The sequence below is a fragment of the Paenibacillus sp. FSL F4-0097 genome (assembly GCF_038593125.1).
Classification (GTDB): domain Bacteria; phylum Bacillota; class Bacilli; order Paenibacillales; family Paenibacillaceae; genus Paenibacillus_AQ; species Paenibacillus_AQ odorifer.
This window is the reverse complement of sequence record NZ_CP151965.1, coordinates 4,000,375-4,015,540: the sequence shown is the minus strand read 5'-3', so window position 1 is coordinate 4,015,540 and position 15,166 is coordinate 4,000,375. Positions and strand designations below refer to the sequence as shown.

Annotated in this window: 12 protein-coding genes; 9 read left to right on the top strand and 3 right to left on the bottom strand. The window is 43.7% G+C overall.

Annotated elements, in window-relative coordinates; all coding sequences use genetic code 11:
- Positions 1-41 precede the first annotated feature (41 nt).
- Positions 42-1,241: an ROK family protein gene (locus MHH86_RS17945; protein WP_036688209.1), complete on the bottom strand. Its 1,200-nt coding sequence runs from the start codon at positions 1,239-1,241 to the stop codon at positions 42-44.
- 186 nt (positions 1,242-1,427) lie between these two features.
- Here MHH86_RS17945 and MHH86_RS17940 point away from each other — a divergent pair, with 186 nt between their 5' ends.
- The 5 genes from MHH86_RS17940 (at position 1,428) to MHH86_RS17920 (ending at position 6,017) form a co-directional block, all read left to right on the top strand.
- A complete protein-coding gene (locus MHH86_RS17940; RefSeq protein WP_256717124.1) occupies positions 1,428-2,090 on the top strand; it encodes a chromate transporter in 663 nt (220 codons plus the stop codon).
- Positions 2,091-2,101: 11 nt separating this feature from the next.
- On the top strand, positions 2,102-2,635 hold the full coding sequence (locus MHH86_RS17935) for a chromate transporter (protein WP_076141899.1): 534 nt from the start codon (positions 2,102-2,104) through the stop codon (positions 2,633-2,635).
- Between the two features lie 35 nt (positions 2,636-2,670).
- The gene (locus MHH86_RS17930) at positions 2,671-3,648 is read left to right on the top strand and encodes a formylglycine-generating enzyme family protein (protein ID WP_081387006.1); all 978 of its coding nucleotides are present in this window, start codon (positions 2,671-2,673) and stop codon (positions 3,646-3,648) included.
- Between the two features lie 39 nt (positions 3,649-3,687).
- Positions 3,688-4,521 carry an AraC family transcriptional regulator gene (locus tag MHH86_RS17925; protein ID WP_038571736.1) on the top strand — a complete coding sequence of 278 codons (834 nt, stop codon included), beginning with the start codon at positions 3,688-3,690 and terminating at the stop codon, positions 4,519-4,521.
- Between the two features lie 107 nt (positions 4,522-4,628).
- Entirely contained in the window at positions 4,629-6,017 is a 1,389-nt protein-coding gene (locus MHH86_RS17920) for a sulfatase (protein ID WP_076225211.1), read from the top strand.
- 81 nt (positions 6,018-6,098) lie between these two features.
- Here the strand turns inward: MHH86_RS17920 and MHH86_RS17915 are convergent, their stop codons facing one another.
- Both MHH86_RS17915 and MHH86_RS17910 read right to left on the bottom strand, forming a co-directional pair.
- Positions 6,099-7,877: a histidine kinase gene (locus MHH86_RS17915; RefSeq protein WP_036688197.1), complete on the bottom strand. Its 1,779-nt coding sequence runs from the start codon at positions 7,875-7,877 to the stop codon at positions 6,099-6,101.
- Positions 7,864-9,303 carry a response regulator gene (locus tag MHH86_RS17910; RefSeq protein WP_076098965.1) on the bottom strand — a complete coding sequence of 480 codons (1,440 nt, stop codon included), beginning with the start codon at positions 9,301-9,303 and terminating at the stop codon, positions 7,864-7,866. Before MHH86_RS17910 ends, MHH86_RS17915 begins: the two co-directional genes overlap by 14 nt.
- Positions 9,304-9,552: 249 nt before the next feature.
- On the opposite strand from MHH86_RS17910, the gene MHH86_RS17905 reads away from it, so the two are divergent.
- The 4 genes from MHH86_RS17905 to MHH86_RS17890 all read left to right on the top strand — a co-directional run bounded on the left by MHH86_RS17905 (position 9,553) and on the right by MHH86_RS17890 (position 15,151).
- Positions 9,553-10,521, top strand: a complete 969-nt coding sequence (locus MHH86_RS17905; protein ID WP_076098966.1) for an ABC transporter permease subunit — start codon at positions 9,553-9,555, stop codon at positions 10,519-10,521.
- 24 nt (positions 10,522-10,545) lie between these two features.
- Positions 10,546-11,445, top strand: coding sequence for a carbohydrate ABC transporter permease (locus MHH86_RS17900; RefSeq protein WP_051491567.1), 900 nt, complete (start codon positions 10,546-10,548; stop codon positions 11,443-11,445).
- Between the two features lie 57 nt (positions 11,446-11,502).
- Positions 11,503-13,134: an extracellular solute-binding protein gene (locus MHH86_RS17895; protein WP_076098967.1), complete on the top strand. Its 1,632-nt coding sequence runs from the start codon at positions 11,503-11,505 to the stop codon at positions 13,132-13,134.
- A gap of 121 nt (positions 13,135-13,255) precedes the next feature.
- A complete protein-coding gene (locus MHH86_RS17890; protein WP_342479376.1) occupies positions 13,256-15,151 on the top strand; it encodes a family 20 glycosylhydrolase in 1,896 nt (631 codons plus the stop codon).
- Positions 15,152-15,166: the final 15 nt, after the last annotated feature.

Below are 15,166 nucleotides of genomic sequence, written 5' to 3'. Positions count from 1 at the left end.
CAACAGTCATGCAAAGGATTGGGAACAACCTTTTTGTTATGCTATAGAACCATATGATTTCTCGCCATTATTGCCGCACCAGTCACCACAGCTTCTTCTTTTAATATACCTAGGGAGAAGTGAGGTTGGTATTCAGGATAACGGTAAGTGTTTCTCTGTGCCACCTCCACCGCTGTTTGGAAAAACAACTCGTGAGAGTGAATGAGCGCACCGCCTAGAATGATGGTCTCTGGATGAAACAGGTTGATAACGTTAGCGAGCCCGATCCCGAAATGGCTGGCAGCTTGGGTAAATAATTCACGCGCATGTGGATTACCGTCTCTAAAGGCTTGTACCAATACATCATAAGTCAGCTTCTCAGGCGCCACTTTATATCTTTGGAGGATCAGATCGTTGTCCATTTTCGCCTCCGAGCGTGCACTTTGTTCTATGGCCTGCACAGATACAAATGCTTCCAGAGCCCCGTAGTTCCCGTCATGATTTAATCGGGGTCCATCTGTCTGGATGATCATTTGACCAATGGCATCTTCCATATCCATTGTGCCATGAACAATACTTCCATGCGACATCATCGCATAGCGGAGTCCTGCTCCAGCATGTACATAAAGCATATGCTGAATGTTTGCGTGACGGATAGACCATCGTTCCCCAAGCAATGCGGAATTGGCACCGTTGTCCAACCAAGCTTTGAACCCCGTCCGTTCCTCCACCAATTTGCAAATCGGAAGATTGTTCCAGCCCGAAGAAGGGAAGTGCAGCGGCTTTAGGATCAAGCCATGTTCCCGATCAAGTGGCCCCACAGCCCCTATTCCTATCCCGATGATTTGACTGTCCACTAACTGATGGTCCCGAAGGAAAGCGCGTATTTGATTACTGATATGATCTATAAATCTTTCAGGTGTGAATGCCTGATCCATTCGCCAGTGAACAATTGATTTTGGGTTCATTTGCATATCAAATAAACCAAGAGAAGAATACACCCTGGAAATCTCTAAACCGATTATATAACCGTAGAAAGGATTGATCTGGTATAAAATAGGTCTTCTGCCTCCGCTAGATTCTCCAAATCCGCTTTCTATCAGCAAGCTTTCTTCGGTCATCTCATCCAATATCCGCGTCATTGTGCTTTTGGTAAGTGAAAATGTCTGTAGAAGATCCAACTTGGAAACAGTGCCTTGTTCGGCGATTCGGTCGTATAGAAGTTTTTTTGGTGATGGAATTTGTGTCGAGCGCTTTTCCACGATATACCTCCAAGCTATATATAGGATGAACTTGTAAGATCGTTTTTTATATAGTTTGTATTTATTAACATGAATATAGTATAACTCATAAACCCTTGGTTGTATTTTACCGTTCAAAAAACTTAATTCCATTTTGGGAAAAAGTGATATAATGAAATTACGACAGATTATAAAAGGGTGGATTCCATGAGAACAACTATGAAAACAAATATGATACCGAATACAGACCTGAGGATAAGTCTACTGTTTCAGTTGTTTTGGGTATTTGTTCGAATTGGTCCAGTAACCTTCGGGGGAGGTTATGCGATGATCCCTATGATCGAACGGGAAATTTCCGCTAAACGAAAATGGCTGGGTGAAGAAGAGATGGATGAAATTCTATCTTTAGCTGGTGCTGCACCTGGTGGTGTAGGTGTAAATGCAGCGGCATTCATTGGTTATCGTCTTGCTGGTGTGACGGGGGCGATTGCTGCAATCGCAGGGATAACGATTCCGACCTTTATCATTGTTTGTTTGCTTAGCGCCGTGTACTCCCAACTGGCCGACCAACCAAAAGTCATTGCCGCTATGAAAGGGATTAATGGTGCAGTTATTGCTTTGATCCTAGTAGCTGCATATCGAATGGCCAAGAACGCTATAATTGACAAGACTACCGCAGTTACGGCGTTAGTTATACCGGTTGTTTTACTGGTTTTCGGAATTAATCCCATTTACGTGATTGCAGTTGGTTTATGTATTGGGTTTGTATATCTGCAAATTAAACAGCTCTTAGGGCTCCAAGTTCGAACGGAGAAGGAGTCCTTGAAAGCTTCTGATGAAGAATCGAATTATCCGGAGTATTACATCTAGGGGGAAGCGATGTGATTTGGAATTTATTTTTCACTTTTATAAAAATAGGTCTTCTGTCTTTTGGAGGAGGGTACGCCATCATTCCGATGATTCAGCATGAAGCCATGGCTGGGGGTTGGTTATCCGAAGGGGAATTTCAAGAGGTAGTTTCCATCGCAGGGATGTCACCTGGTCCTGTTGCGACGAACAGTGCAACCTTAATCGGATATCGTATAGCCGGAATGGAAGGAGCGATTGTGTCAACATTAGGCATGGTTCTGCCCTCATTTTTAATCATCATTGTTATTTCTGTCTTCTTTTATCGGGTGAGGGATAGTCAATGGATTAAAACGTTATTTTATGGTTTGCGGCCAGTGATTACAGGCTTGATTGCCTATGCTGTGATTCGTTTTGGCTTAAATAGCGTGGAACATGCTTTTATTACTTGGCAGACCCTTGGCATGTTGATCATTGTATTCGCTGCACTTTATGGTTTAATGAAATATAAGCTGCATCCGCTCACCATTATCGTTGCTTCTGGCATTCTTGGGGTAGCTTTTTTTTAGACAGAGCCGGGACGATCCCAGATTGGAGGTAAATCATGTCAGAGAATATAAGGGCATGTTGTTCAGCTAGTCGAAATCAAGTCGCGAAACAAGAATCTATTGATGTTTGTAAGGAGAACACAACGGTTCAAGGAGTAACAGGGGAAAAAGATTTCTCGGACATGATCCTTATCCCTGGAGGCACTTTTCTTATGGGGACGGATGATAAGGAAGGGTTCCCCGCAGATGGAGAAGGGCCGACTAGGAAGGTTACCTTATCTTCCTTTTTGATGGATGCAACGGCGGTTACGAACAAGCAGTTTGCTGCTTTTATCCAGGAAACAAACTACGTTACAGATGCGGAACGTTTTGGATGGTCTTACGTGTTTCATTCTTTTGTATCCATGGAAACTGGGAAAAAGGTGACCCAAGTAGCCACTCAAACCCCCTGGTGGTGGGTGGTGGAGGGAGCGGATTGGTGTCATCCTGAAGGTCCGGATTCCCATGTAGATGAACGACTTGATCATCCGGCTATTCACCTATCATGGCATGATGCGGATGCATATTGTCGCTGGGCTGGTAAACGTCTGCCTACGGAAGCGGAGTGGGAGTATGCCGCACGAGGAGGACTGGTTCAGAAACGGTATCCTTGGGGGGATGAATTAAAACCAGGCGGAGAGCATCGCTGTAATATATGGCAGGGAAAGTTTCCCGATAAAAATCATGCCAGTGATGGTTTTGCAGGTACCGCACCTGTAAGTTCCTATCTGCCTAACGGCTATGGTCTTTATAATATGTCAGGAAACGTGTGGGAATGGTGCGCGGATTGGTTTACTAAGGACTATCATTTATCTTCCGAATCCGTGAATCCGAAAGGTCCAGTAAGTGGTGTCGCAAGATCGATGCGCGGAGGATCATATTTGTGCCATAAATCTTACTGCAACCGTTATCGGGTGGCGGCTAGAAGCAAAAATACTCCAGACAGCTCTGCCGGAAATATTGGCTTTCGATGTACGGCTGATTATACAAGTTAAAGCACTTTTACGACTACTACATAAGAAGGAGGAACTTCCTTGTCCTCTATCATCCATAGTCAGTTTGACATCAACGTGCTGGACGTCCTAAAGATTCAATATCAGAAGCGGATCCTGTTCGATTATGTCCAGTCTTGTTATACCGTCTCTTATATCCAAAAAGGTGAGGTATTGACGACATCCTCCGAAGGAGAATATGTTGCTTCTGCCGGAGATGTGATGATCCACCGTCCTAACGAGCCTTTTAATGTGATCTCCAAAACGGATGGCGTACATTATCTGTTTAATATTAACGCTAAAGTTAAAGACGGAGATGACTTCTTTAAGTTATTCCCTTTAGGCAAGGTGATTCGGGTCCGGGATCGAAGCGAATATGAGCGGAGGTTTGACGAGTTGCGAAGCCTGTGGTTGCAGGAGGAAGATGATTTCAGGAATGTTCAGGTCGGTTCATTGGCATTTTTTCTTCTTTATGAAATTATGGAGAGTACCAAGCTTGGCGGGCGACGTTCTTCACGAGATCCCTTTATCACGGACCGCTTTAATGAAGCGTTGCAATATATGGAGGAGAGGCTTGATCAGGAGATTAGTAGAGAGGAGCTTTCCAAGCTCTATCATATGAATCCTGTTTATTTTAGCCGGGCATTTCAGAAAATATATAAACTGACACCCATGCAAATGCTGCGAAAATTGCGGCTGCAGCAAGCTAAACAAATGCTGGAATATACGGATTTTACAATCGAGCATATCTCCCAGAGATGTGGTTATTATGATGCTTCACACTTCAGCAAGGTATTTCGTGGCGAATACGGCAAGGGGCCGGCAGAGTACCGGAAAAGTATCGAATTTACAAAAACAAACATCGCTACTCCATAGCGGAGCTTTCCATATTCATTTACTCTTATGAGCATGAGCAGATCATTCTAAGCTGCCCGAATCGAGCGTAACCATTTCGATGAAAAGGAAAGGCAGGGAATAAACTCATGAGAATCTTGTATTTGGATTTGGATTCGCTTCGCCCGGACCATCTGGGATGTTATGGCTATCATCGGAATACCTCCCCGAATATCGATTCAATCGCAAAAGAAGGTGTCACCTTTACCAACTACTATTGTTCAGATGCTCCTTGCCTGCCGTCTCGTTCTGCTTTAATGTCGGGGCGATTTGGCATTCATAATGGGATTATAGGGCATGGCGGAACCGCTGCTGATATGCGTAGAGAAGGAGCAAAACGTGAATTCAATGACCGGTTGGGGAGGGAGAGCCTTCCGGCTATATTAAGGCAAGCTGCGATGAAAACTGCATCGATCAGCACCTTCTCCGAACGACACTCGGCTTGGACCTTTAACGCCGGGTTCCAAGAAGTGTTTAATGTTGGTGGCAGAGGGCATGAGACGGCAGAGCAGGTGCTTCCAGTGGCACTTAAATGGCTTGAGGATAATGGGGAGTCCGAAAATTGGTTTCTGCATCTGAATTTCTGGGATCCGCATACACCTTATCGTACACCTGAGAGCTACGGTAATCCGTTCGAGAAGGAGCCTTTACCCGATTGGATCACGGAAGACGTGTTTGAGCTTCACCGAAATAAGAAGGGGCAGCATAGTATTGAAGATATGAATGTGCTCGCGAAATCGCATTATCAGCTGCATTTCAGGCATCAGCAGGAGATAGAGAACCGTGATGACCTGCGTGTTATCTTTGACAACTATGATGCTGGAGTTAAGTATCTGGACGAGCATCTCGGAAAAGTTTTTTCTAAGCTGAGAGAACTTGGCGTGATGGAAGATACGGCTATCTTGATCTCTGCGGATCATGGAGAGAGTCTGGGTGAACTAGGAATTTACTCCGAACATGGCACAGCAGACGAGGCGACTTGCCGTATTCCGATGATTGTTCGCTGGCCAGGGGGCAAGAAGGGAATCGTGGAGGAGGGGCTACATTATCACCTTGATCTAGGACCTACATTAGCAAGCCTTTTGAATTTGAAAGCGGCTGCTTCTTGGGATGGTGAAAGTTATGCAGGTACCATTCTGGAGGGGGATTTGGGAGGGCGTGAGTATCTCGTAATCTCACAATGTGCGCATGTGTGTCAACGCAGTGTTCGGTTTGCGGATTGGTTATATATACGTACCTATCATGACGGACACCATGGATTCCCGCAAGAAATGCTGTTTGATTTGAAGCATGATCCTTATGAACAACATAATCTTGCCGAAGTGCGTAAAGACGTTTGTATGGAGGCTGTCTATCTGTTGAATGAATGGCATGATAATATGATGGGCTCCATGGATTGTGATATCGATCCATTATGGACGGTACTTATGGAAGGTGGACCCTACCATGCCAAAGAGTATCTGAGCTCATCCTTATAGGATGCTTAATAATATCCTAGTAAATGCGGCGAATGAAAGACATATGAAATGGAGGTTGCCCTGAATGGGCAACCTCCCTATTTATGTTCTCGCTTTTTGTGGATCTATTAAAGATCCGGGAAGCCTCAAAACGGTCTTCGTCCCGCTACCCTCCTTACTATACAGCAGAACGCCGCAAGGATCGCCATACTTAAGATTTAGACGATTATTGACATTTAGGAGACCGATATGATCTCCTGATTCTATATTCTTACCAGCCAGCAACTCCGTAAGTTGTTCCAGTCTTGTTGTATCGATGCCTACACCATTATCTTCTACCACGATTTCAAGTAGCCCCGCTTCGTTTTTCTCTACGGAGATCAGCAAAATTCCTTGTCCTTGTGCCTCAAGCCCATGACCAAGCGCATTTTCAACAATAGGTTGAAGGATCATTTTAGGCACGGGAATGTGTAACCATTCCTGGGGACACAATAGCTTGTAAGTAAATTTGTCCGGGAAACGGCCTTGGTAAATCCTCACACAAGATTCCGCGATTTTCAGCTCTTCCCCAAGAGTTACCTCCTCTTTGCCTTTGATGCTGTACTTGAGCATTGTGCTTAAGGCGGTAGTCATCTCGAAGATATCCCGATTTCCTTTTACGATCGCAACGCCCTTGATTGTATCTAAAGTATTGCTTAAGAAATGCGGATTAATTTGACTTTGTAAATACGAATATTCCGCCCGCTGCTTTTCCAGATCGGTCAGATAAAGTTGAGTTGAAGCATCGATTAATTGGTCCGTCAAATCGTGGATCCGTGTGGTCATATCGTTGAACTGTCGAGAGATGATTTCAATCTCAGCATAGCCCTTTAAATCGACCTTGTTGTTCAATATCCCCAGACTTCCGCCCTTTAATTGATTCATATAGCGCATAAGCCTAGACAACGGTCTTAAGAGATTCATCATAAGCACAGAATAGGGGATAGAGACGACCAGCAAGATTAAGGCTAGAAGAGCATAGCTGACCTTCTTCAATTTCTCCAGTTCTTTCATTAAATTATGGACAGGAACAGCGGTTATGATTTTTCCAGAGATCTCCGGTAAGCTAAAGGACTGAATTGCATATTTCTTTCCATGAACGGTCTCGACGATGGACTCTCCATCCCTTCCAGTTGCCCGAGTTTGAAACTGCTGGAGCATATCCTCCGGCTCATTGCTATTAGAGTAGATCATGCCTTTATCATCCATCATAAAAAAGCTGGTTCCGACCAATCGGGGATACTCAGAAATTTCAGTTTGAATGGCCTTCATATCTACAATAACTGCGAGATAGCCAATTTTTTCACCATATAGGGACGTGTCACCTGAAGCGAAGATGTTCATCCCGAAAAGCAGTTTTCTCTTGTCGATGACTTTGTCTGGAGGACTGTATCCGCGATAATGAACGATTCCATCCTCCTCAGCTGTTTTCATAAGATCGATAGCATATTTTGTTCTTCCTGCTAAGGAAATACGTGTGTTTGAGCTGCCGATAACAATAATATCTAAGATATCCGTGTTCATATTTCGGGCGATGCTCAACAATCCTTCAACTTTTTGGGATAGATCGTAGACTCGAAGCTTATCATTCTCGACTAGGAACTTTTGGACGGTCGAATCGTAACCCACATTCATCATCATGGAAGAAACGTTGGCATAGTTGTCAGAAATCCGTTGCTTGAGGAGGGAGACCAGCTCTGTATTGTATTGCGTATTTTGATTAATGATAGTTTCGCTTGATAGTTGGTAGACTCGTGAAACGATGATTGGGATAATGGCAACAATAAATAACCCGAATAGCAAAACCTGAGTTCGGATGGATAGTCTCTTAAATGTCTTCATTGTTTTGTTCCCTATATTGTGTAGGTGTCATTTTGAGATGCCGTTTAAAAATTCGTGTGAAATAGAAATAATCCTGAAAACCGCATTTCTCACCGATTTGGTAAATGGAAAGGTTGGTTTCGATCAGCGTTTTACAAGCGTATTCAATTCGTAAACGACTGATATGTTCGATGATGGTCTCGCCGACCTCTTTTTTGAATAATTGGCATAAATAATTTGGACTTAAAAAAAACTGATTGGCTAAATGCTGGATCGAAATTTCTTGATTGAAATGGTTGCGGATGTATAACATGATTTCTTTGACTTTGTGGTTTGAGATTCGTGAAATATCAGATTCGTTTCTGTTCATAAAAATATCAAGTGTCATAAGAATCAGATCATCGATCATAGCTTCAGCCGTGCCGTACCGATAATAGAGCTGTTCATATCCTTCAAAAAAACGGCCGCTAACCCGAGTCCCTTCCCGAGGAAATAAGTAGAGGATCGATGTATAGAGCAAATAGGCTTCTTTAATGGTGAACGTTCCCTCTTTGAATAATTTCTTTATCGATTCCATGGCTGCTATGAAACCGAGCCGGTCTTTATTATGGAGAATCCGGGAAATCTCTTTGAGTTTCTCGTCGATCGTTATTTCCTGCTGTGGATTCACCCGGTAACATCCGGGCATCCCCGTTGCGAACATACTGAAAGCAGCATGAGAGGCGGACTCTAAAGACGCATCCAATTGGTGTATATCCGAAATAGGAGGACCGATCCCGACTCCGCATTCTTGTACAACTTCTGTTTGTTCAAGACCCTGGAGGAAGACTTCGTATTGGCACTCTTCCAATAAGTAACCATACCGACGGCGGCTCATTGGGAAACACAGGGAAGAGAACTGCCTGACATCTACAGGTGAACTTAACCCTTGGATAACAATGGGGATATGAGGGGTATCTTTCGACAAGGGTATTTTCTTCTCATCCAACCATAAGTTAATTCGTTCAAGATCTCCGGAACAAACCGCTTCATAAAGTTCGAAGTCGTGGATAGGTTGTTCTTTAACTGTCTTGGAATCGTGTTGCTGGGCTATTCGGTTGAGCATACCTTCAATTTCTTCGATTTCAAAGGGTTTGAGACAATATCCGAAAGTACCATAATTCATTGCTTTTTGTGCATAAGCGAACTCGGCATGTCCGCTGAGTACGATAAAGATCGTATCAGGCGCGATGGCCTTGCCACGTTGAATGAGCTCTAGTCCATTCATAACAGGCATCTTGATATCTGTTAGAACAAGGGTGGGGCGAAGCGATTGAATTAATTGAAGGGCTTCTTGCCCATTTTCGGCATCGTCGATCACTTCAAAGCCGTATTTCTTCCAATTCACTCCTGCTTTAATTCCTTCTACAATCCACTTCTCATCATCTGCAATAATTACTGAACGCATAAGTGAATCCCCCTCTCTTTATAGAGCTCTTAGATTTATCCTAGCGATTGTGGACCATGGGGGGTATGGACTATCTTACGCTCACTATGTCCGATATTACGTGCTACAGGAAGGTCTCCCGCAAAGGTGTGAAAAATCCACATGACCGGAGTTGTATTCTCTATACAAGAGAATTTACACTCCCGATATAATTTACCATATAAATCGCTTACAAGCATAACAATCTCATACAGAAAGGTGGGGAGAAGATTGGCTGATTCTGTAACCGCTCGTACGCCTAAACGAAGCTTAAAAACTCGTGCTCCAAAGCAAAGTTTAGGAAAAACGATTTTACAGTACAAGTATTTTTACCTCATGGTTCTACCGGTGTTAATCTGGTATGCCCTCTTCAGCTATGCTCCCATGTACGGTGTAACGCTAGCGTTCAAAACATTTAATTACAGTGAGGGGATTCTGGGAAGTCCTTGGGTTGGCTTGGAGAATTTTCAAACGCTGCTGACCGACCCCGATTTTCGCAAGGCGTTTTGGAATACGGTCATTATCAGCTTGATGAAGCTTGTCACTCATTTCCCGATGCCCATTATCCTGGCGATTGTTTTATATGAGTTTTCCAGGACAAAAATGAAGCGTTTTTTTCAGACGATCCTGACGTTCCCGCATTTTATATCGTGGGTTGTACTGTCGGGGATTATTATCAATATTTTAAGCAAGGAGGGGATTTATAACCAGATCATCATGCTGTTTGGTGGAGATCCGAATTCTCCTCTTGTCGATGAAAGTGCATTCAGACCCGTTCTGTATATCACGCATGTGTGGCGAGAGATCGGTTGGGATTCAATCATTTACCTGGCGGCTCTGGCAGGGATCAATCCTGAGCTGTTTGAAGCGGCTGAAGTGGACGGAGCGAACCGGTTTCGCCGTTTGCTAAACATCGCATGGCCGGGTTTGAAGAGTACAGTCGCAGTCCTGCTAATCCTTCAAGTTGGACAACTACTAACCCAAGGTTCGAGCTTCGAGCAAATTTTCAACCTGTATAGTTCGCCGGTATATTCGGTTGCCGACACGATCGATACTTACATTTATCGGACTTCATTCACGATTGGAGGAGACTTTGGATATATGACCGCTGTGGGTGTCGTCAAGTCCATTATCAGCCTAATCCTTTTATGGGCGGCCAATACGTTCGCTAAGAAGATGGGCGAGGAAGGACTGTATTAATCTGCAGGAAAAGGGGAGAAGCAAGTGACCGACATAACGGTTAAAAAGAGAAAAAAGTGGAGTGTTTTCGATATCGTCGCATTCGTGGTGCTGGGGCTCCTAGCAATAGTAACATTTTTTCCCTTCTATAATGTTCTTATTATCTCTGTGGCAAAGTTCGAAGCGATTAGTAAAAGCGACTTTTATATTTTTCCGCTTTCGTTTGACCTGTCCGCTTACAAGCTTTTGCTTCAGGATATGAAGTTTTGGACTTCCATCTTTAATTCTGTCATCGTAACAGTGGTTGGCGTGTTGTTCAGCATGACAATCTCTGTGGCGGGAGCTTACGCATTATCCAAGCGGGGTATGCCCGGCAGAAACATAATGCTTAGCTTGATCTTGTTCACTATGTTTTTCAATGGCGGTTTAATTCCTTTTTACTTAGTCGTTAAAGATCTAGGATTCGTAAACAATATACTCGTCATGATCATCCCTGCGGGTCTCAATACGTTTTATCTAATCATTATGAAAAACTATTTCAATACCATTCCAGAAAGCTTGGAAGAATCGGCTAAGCTGGATGGGGCGAATGATCTGTACATTCTTTTCAAAATCATTATTCCAATTTCTGCTCCATTCATGGCGACTTTTGCTTTGTTCTATGCTGTGGAAAGATGGAATGAATGGTGGTATGCATTAATTTTTATCAGTGACGCGGCAAAAGCACCCCTTCAGATTTATCTACGGGAGACACTTATTACCTCGAATTCCTTGCTAAGCCAAATGGCACAAACGATGGCCGAGCAGGAGCAGACGGGAAAGGTCTACACACCTGCACTTCAAATGGCAGCGATTGTAGTTTCGAGTATTCCGATTATTGTTGTTTATCCGTTCCTGCAGAAGCATTTTAATAAAGGCATTATGGTGGGTTCAATAAAAGGATAAGAAAGATTTTAAATAGATTGATTCTATCCTAAAATAGTATAAAGGGAGGTTTCAAGCATGCATAGAAAGAAAATAATGACATTGGCATTATGTATAACTTTGTTCGCTTCAGTACTCACGGCTTGCGGTGGAGGCAATAACGGCAAAGGGCAGGCTGGTTCAAACGGTGAAACATCTCCGAATTCTTCTAACTCTACGGATAATCCTTACAAGGATTCAATGACTATTTCTCTTGGGTTTTGGGATGCAGATGCCGAGATTGCTAACATCGAAAAGGACCCGATTGCTAAACAAGTATTGGAGAAATTTAACATCACACTAAAACCTGTCAATTTGTCTTGGGATGACTATACCCAGAAGATTCAAATGTGGGCCGCTTCCGGCCAATTGCCAGACATTTTCGCGATCGACGCCGTAGGTACACAATATCAGCGCAAATGGGTGAATCAAGGCGTTGTCAAAGCGCTCCCGGATCTTTCAAAGTATCCAAATCTTGCAAAATACTTCGAATCGCCAGATATTAAAGGATTAGGAGTGGATGGAAAGTATTATACTGTGCCTCGCCGGATGTTCCCGAGTGTCGATTGGAGCGCACTGGATCGTATGGTCTTCTATCGTTGGGATCTTGCTCAAAAGGCTGGGATCACCAAAGAACCAGAGACATGGGAAGAGTTTGAAGCTATGCTTGATGCAGTCGTAAAGTCGGATCCGGAAGGCAAGCATGTTACTGGTCTTACGACGACAACTACCAAGATGCTGGGCGGATTCTTCTGGTTGTATGGCAACCCGGTTGCTACTAGTGATGGAAGCGGCAGTGATTTTAAATGGATCAAAGAGGATGGGAAATTTATCCCTGCTGTATTCTCTAAAAATGCGCTGCCAGCGCTGCAAAACATGAAGAATATGTACGAAAAAGGATTGATCGATCCAGACATCGCGCTTGTTAAACCAGCAGAGTCCTATGACAATTTCGTAGCAGGCAAAGCAGCTGCTCTCCTGAGCGGTGGAGGTTTCATAAATTTAAATAGCGATATGTATGAAAAACGCTGGAAAACAGCTTATCCGGATAAGGATATGACGGAGAGCGTGAAGGCGCTCAAGCCGCTTATCGGTCCTGATGGTGAACGTTCACATGCTATCTTTAAAACATACTGGTCAGAAAGCTATTTCAGCAATAAGATTGACGATAAAAAGATGGATCGCATCATGGCACTCTATGATTATGTGTTGTCTCCTGAAGGCAAGGATCTGTTGACTTATGGCATCGAAGGTGTAGATTACAAGCTCGAAAATGGGCAGAAGGTTGTCATTGAAAAGGGTTCGTTAAATGAGAAGTATCCAGCTAGCAGATTTCTGAAGAATTTGGTGGCATATGAAACTTCAGATAGCTATAACATGGATAACCCGACGATTGCTAACGAAGGAATCCGCAAAGAAGCTGTCGATTACATCGACTGGATTCAGAATAATACGAAGGTTCCAGAATATGATATTCGGTTAACTTATATGTCCACCCCAACAAAGGATAAATTTACTGTGCTTGACCATGATGATTTGCTTAAGATCATGCTTTCCAAAGAACCTGTTGAGAGTTACTGGAATAGCATTGTGAACGATTATAAGGCAAAAGGCCTTGATAAAATGATTGAGGAAGTAAATGAGAAGGCCAAGGAACAAGGTATTGAATAATGGATAAATAGAGAAGATCCGGGCGGAAGTAGCCCGGATCTTCCGTTTAATTATTTGAAGTATGGCTTAGACGGTGCGGCGCTACTGACCGCATACTTATAAGATTGGGAGGGTAAAGTTTATGAACCTTAGCATTCACTTGACAGGGTTAACTGAGAAACAGCTAGCAGCTGTTTCAGAAGTAGCGGGAATATTGAGTATTCGAATGGAACGCTCAGGGATACCAGTGAATTGTAAGAAGCAAGGGAAGGGCATTCGAATATCTTACGATGAGGCTCAGGTCACCATTGTGTATGAAGAGGAACATCAGTTGATCCGGGCACTCAGCCGATTTCTTGAGAACATACGCCGTGGAGAACGAGTTGAAATTAATGAACGACCGGTTTATGAACAGTTAGGCTTCATGGTAGACTGTTCGCGAAATGCGGTTCTTAACTATGAAGGATATAAGGAATTGATCCGGCGTTTAGCGGTTATGGGATATTCAACGGTTCAGTTGTATACGGAAGACACCTACGAACTGGAGGGATACCCTTATTTCGGCTATTTGCGAGGCCGATATACAGGAGATCAAATTCGGGAGCTGGATCAGTATGCCGCGTTATTTGGCATAGAACTGGTTCCTTGTATTCAGACCCTGGCCCATCTCGGACAAGCATTGAAATGGCAGGCACATGCACCGCTTGTGGATTTCCAGGATATTCTCCTTATTGATGATTCCAGAACTTACAAGTTAATTGATCGAATGTTTGCTTTTATGTCGGCTCATGTAAGCAGTCGCCGCATAAATATCGGGATGGACGAAGCTCATATGATGGGACTTGGTAAATACCTGGATAAGCATGGGTATCAGGATCGATCTTCATTAATGTTAAAACACTTTAGCACTGTTATGGAGATCGCCAGAAAATATGGTTTCCAGACGATGATGTGGAGCGACATGTTTTTCCGTCTGGCCAGTTCCGGAGAATATTACGATGCTGAAAGTCCAATTAGCCCTGATATTGTAAAGCTGATTCCTGAAGATGTTACCTTGATCTACTGGGATTATTATTCGGAAACGCAGGAGAAATACGACGGGATGTTAAGCAAACATAAGCAGCTGAATGATCATATTGGATTTGCAGGTGGTGCTTGGAAATGGATGGGCTTCGCTCCAAACAATGAATTCAGTCGCCATGTCAGTCTGCTGGCTCATGATAGCTGTGTTAAGCATGGAATTCAAGAAGTGTTGATTACCGCATGGGGAGATAATGGCGCTGAAGCTTCCGTTTTCTCGGTTCTTCCTACCCTTCAACTTTGGGCGGAGCTGAGCTACACGGGATGTTTCGTGGAGAACCATGTCAAAGAAAGATTCAGCAGCTGTGTGCAAGGCAATTATGATGACTTTATGGCACTTGATGCGGCCAACCTGGTTCTGGGTAATTCGGCTCCGGGGGGATGTTCTATCAATCCGGCTAAATACTTGCTTTATCAAGATATTTTGTGTGGTTTGTTTGATCGACATGTTATTCCTAACGCGTATTCGAAGCATTATCAGCAAAGTGCAGAAAAGCTCGAACAGGCGATCACTCGCAATTCGCCTTGGCAATCCTTATTCTCTGTACAAGCCAGCTTGTGTCGCTTGCTCGAAATAAATAGCGAAATCGGGATTTCTATACGCGACGCTTATCATCGGGGGAATTTAGAGGAATTGGCTCACTTTGCCAAGGTGACTTTGCCACAATTATCTGATTTGGCCAGACAATTCATGGACGACTATCGAGTGCAATGGGAGCTGGAAAATAAGGTATTTGGTCTTGATGTTTTTGATCTTCGTATGGGAGGAATGCTTGAGAGAATCAGAACGGCGATTCATCGAATCAATCGTTATGTCGAAGGGAACGTGGAGCAGATTGCTGAATTAGAAGAGGAGCTTCTGACGTTCGACGGTCTTGTTGACGAGGGCGACCCCAGGACGATAAGTGCGAATTTATGGCACACGATTGCAACACCATCCGTGATCGCTGGGGTTTAAGGAGGGGGTGAGGTT

Coding starts and splice junctions, on each gene's coding strand:
- MHH86_RS17940 (WP_256717124.1), top strand. CDS start 1,428: ATGAGAACAACTATGAAAACAAATATGATACCGAATACAGACCTGAGG.
- MHH86_RS17930 (WP_081387006.1), top strand. CDS start 2,671: ATGTCAGAGAATATAAGGGCATGTTGTTCAGCTAGTCGAAATCAAGTC.
- MHH86_RS17920 (WP_076225211.1), top strand. CDS start 4,629: ATGAGAATCTTGTATTTGGATTTGGATTCGCTTCGCCCGGACCATCTG.
- MHH86_RS17915 (WP_036688197.1), bottom strand. CDS start 7,877: ATGAAGACATTTAAGAGACTATCCATCCGAACTCAGGTTTTGCTATTC.
- MHH86_RS17910 (WP_076098965.1), bottom strand. CDS start 9,303: ATGCGTTCAGTAATTATTGCAGATGATGAGAAGTGGATTGTAGAAGGA.
- MHH86_RS17895 (WP_076098967.1), top strand. CDS start 11,503: ATGCATAGAAAGAAAATAATGACATTGGCATTATGTATAACTTTGTTC.
- MHH86_RS17890 (WP_342479376.1), top strand. CDS start 13,256: ATGAACCTTAGCATTCACTTGACAGGGTTAACTGAGAAACAGCTAGCA.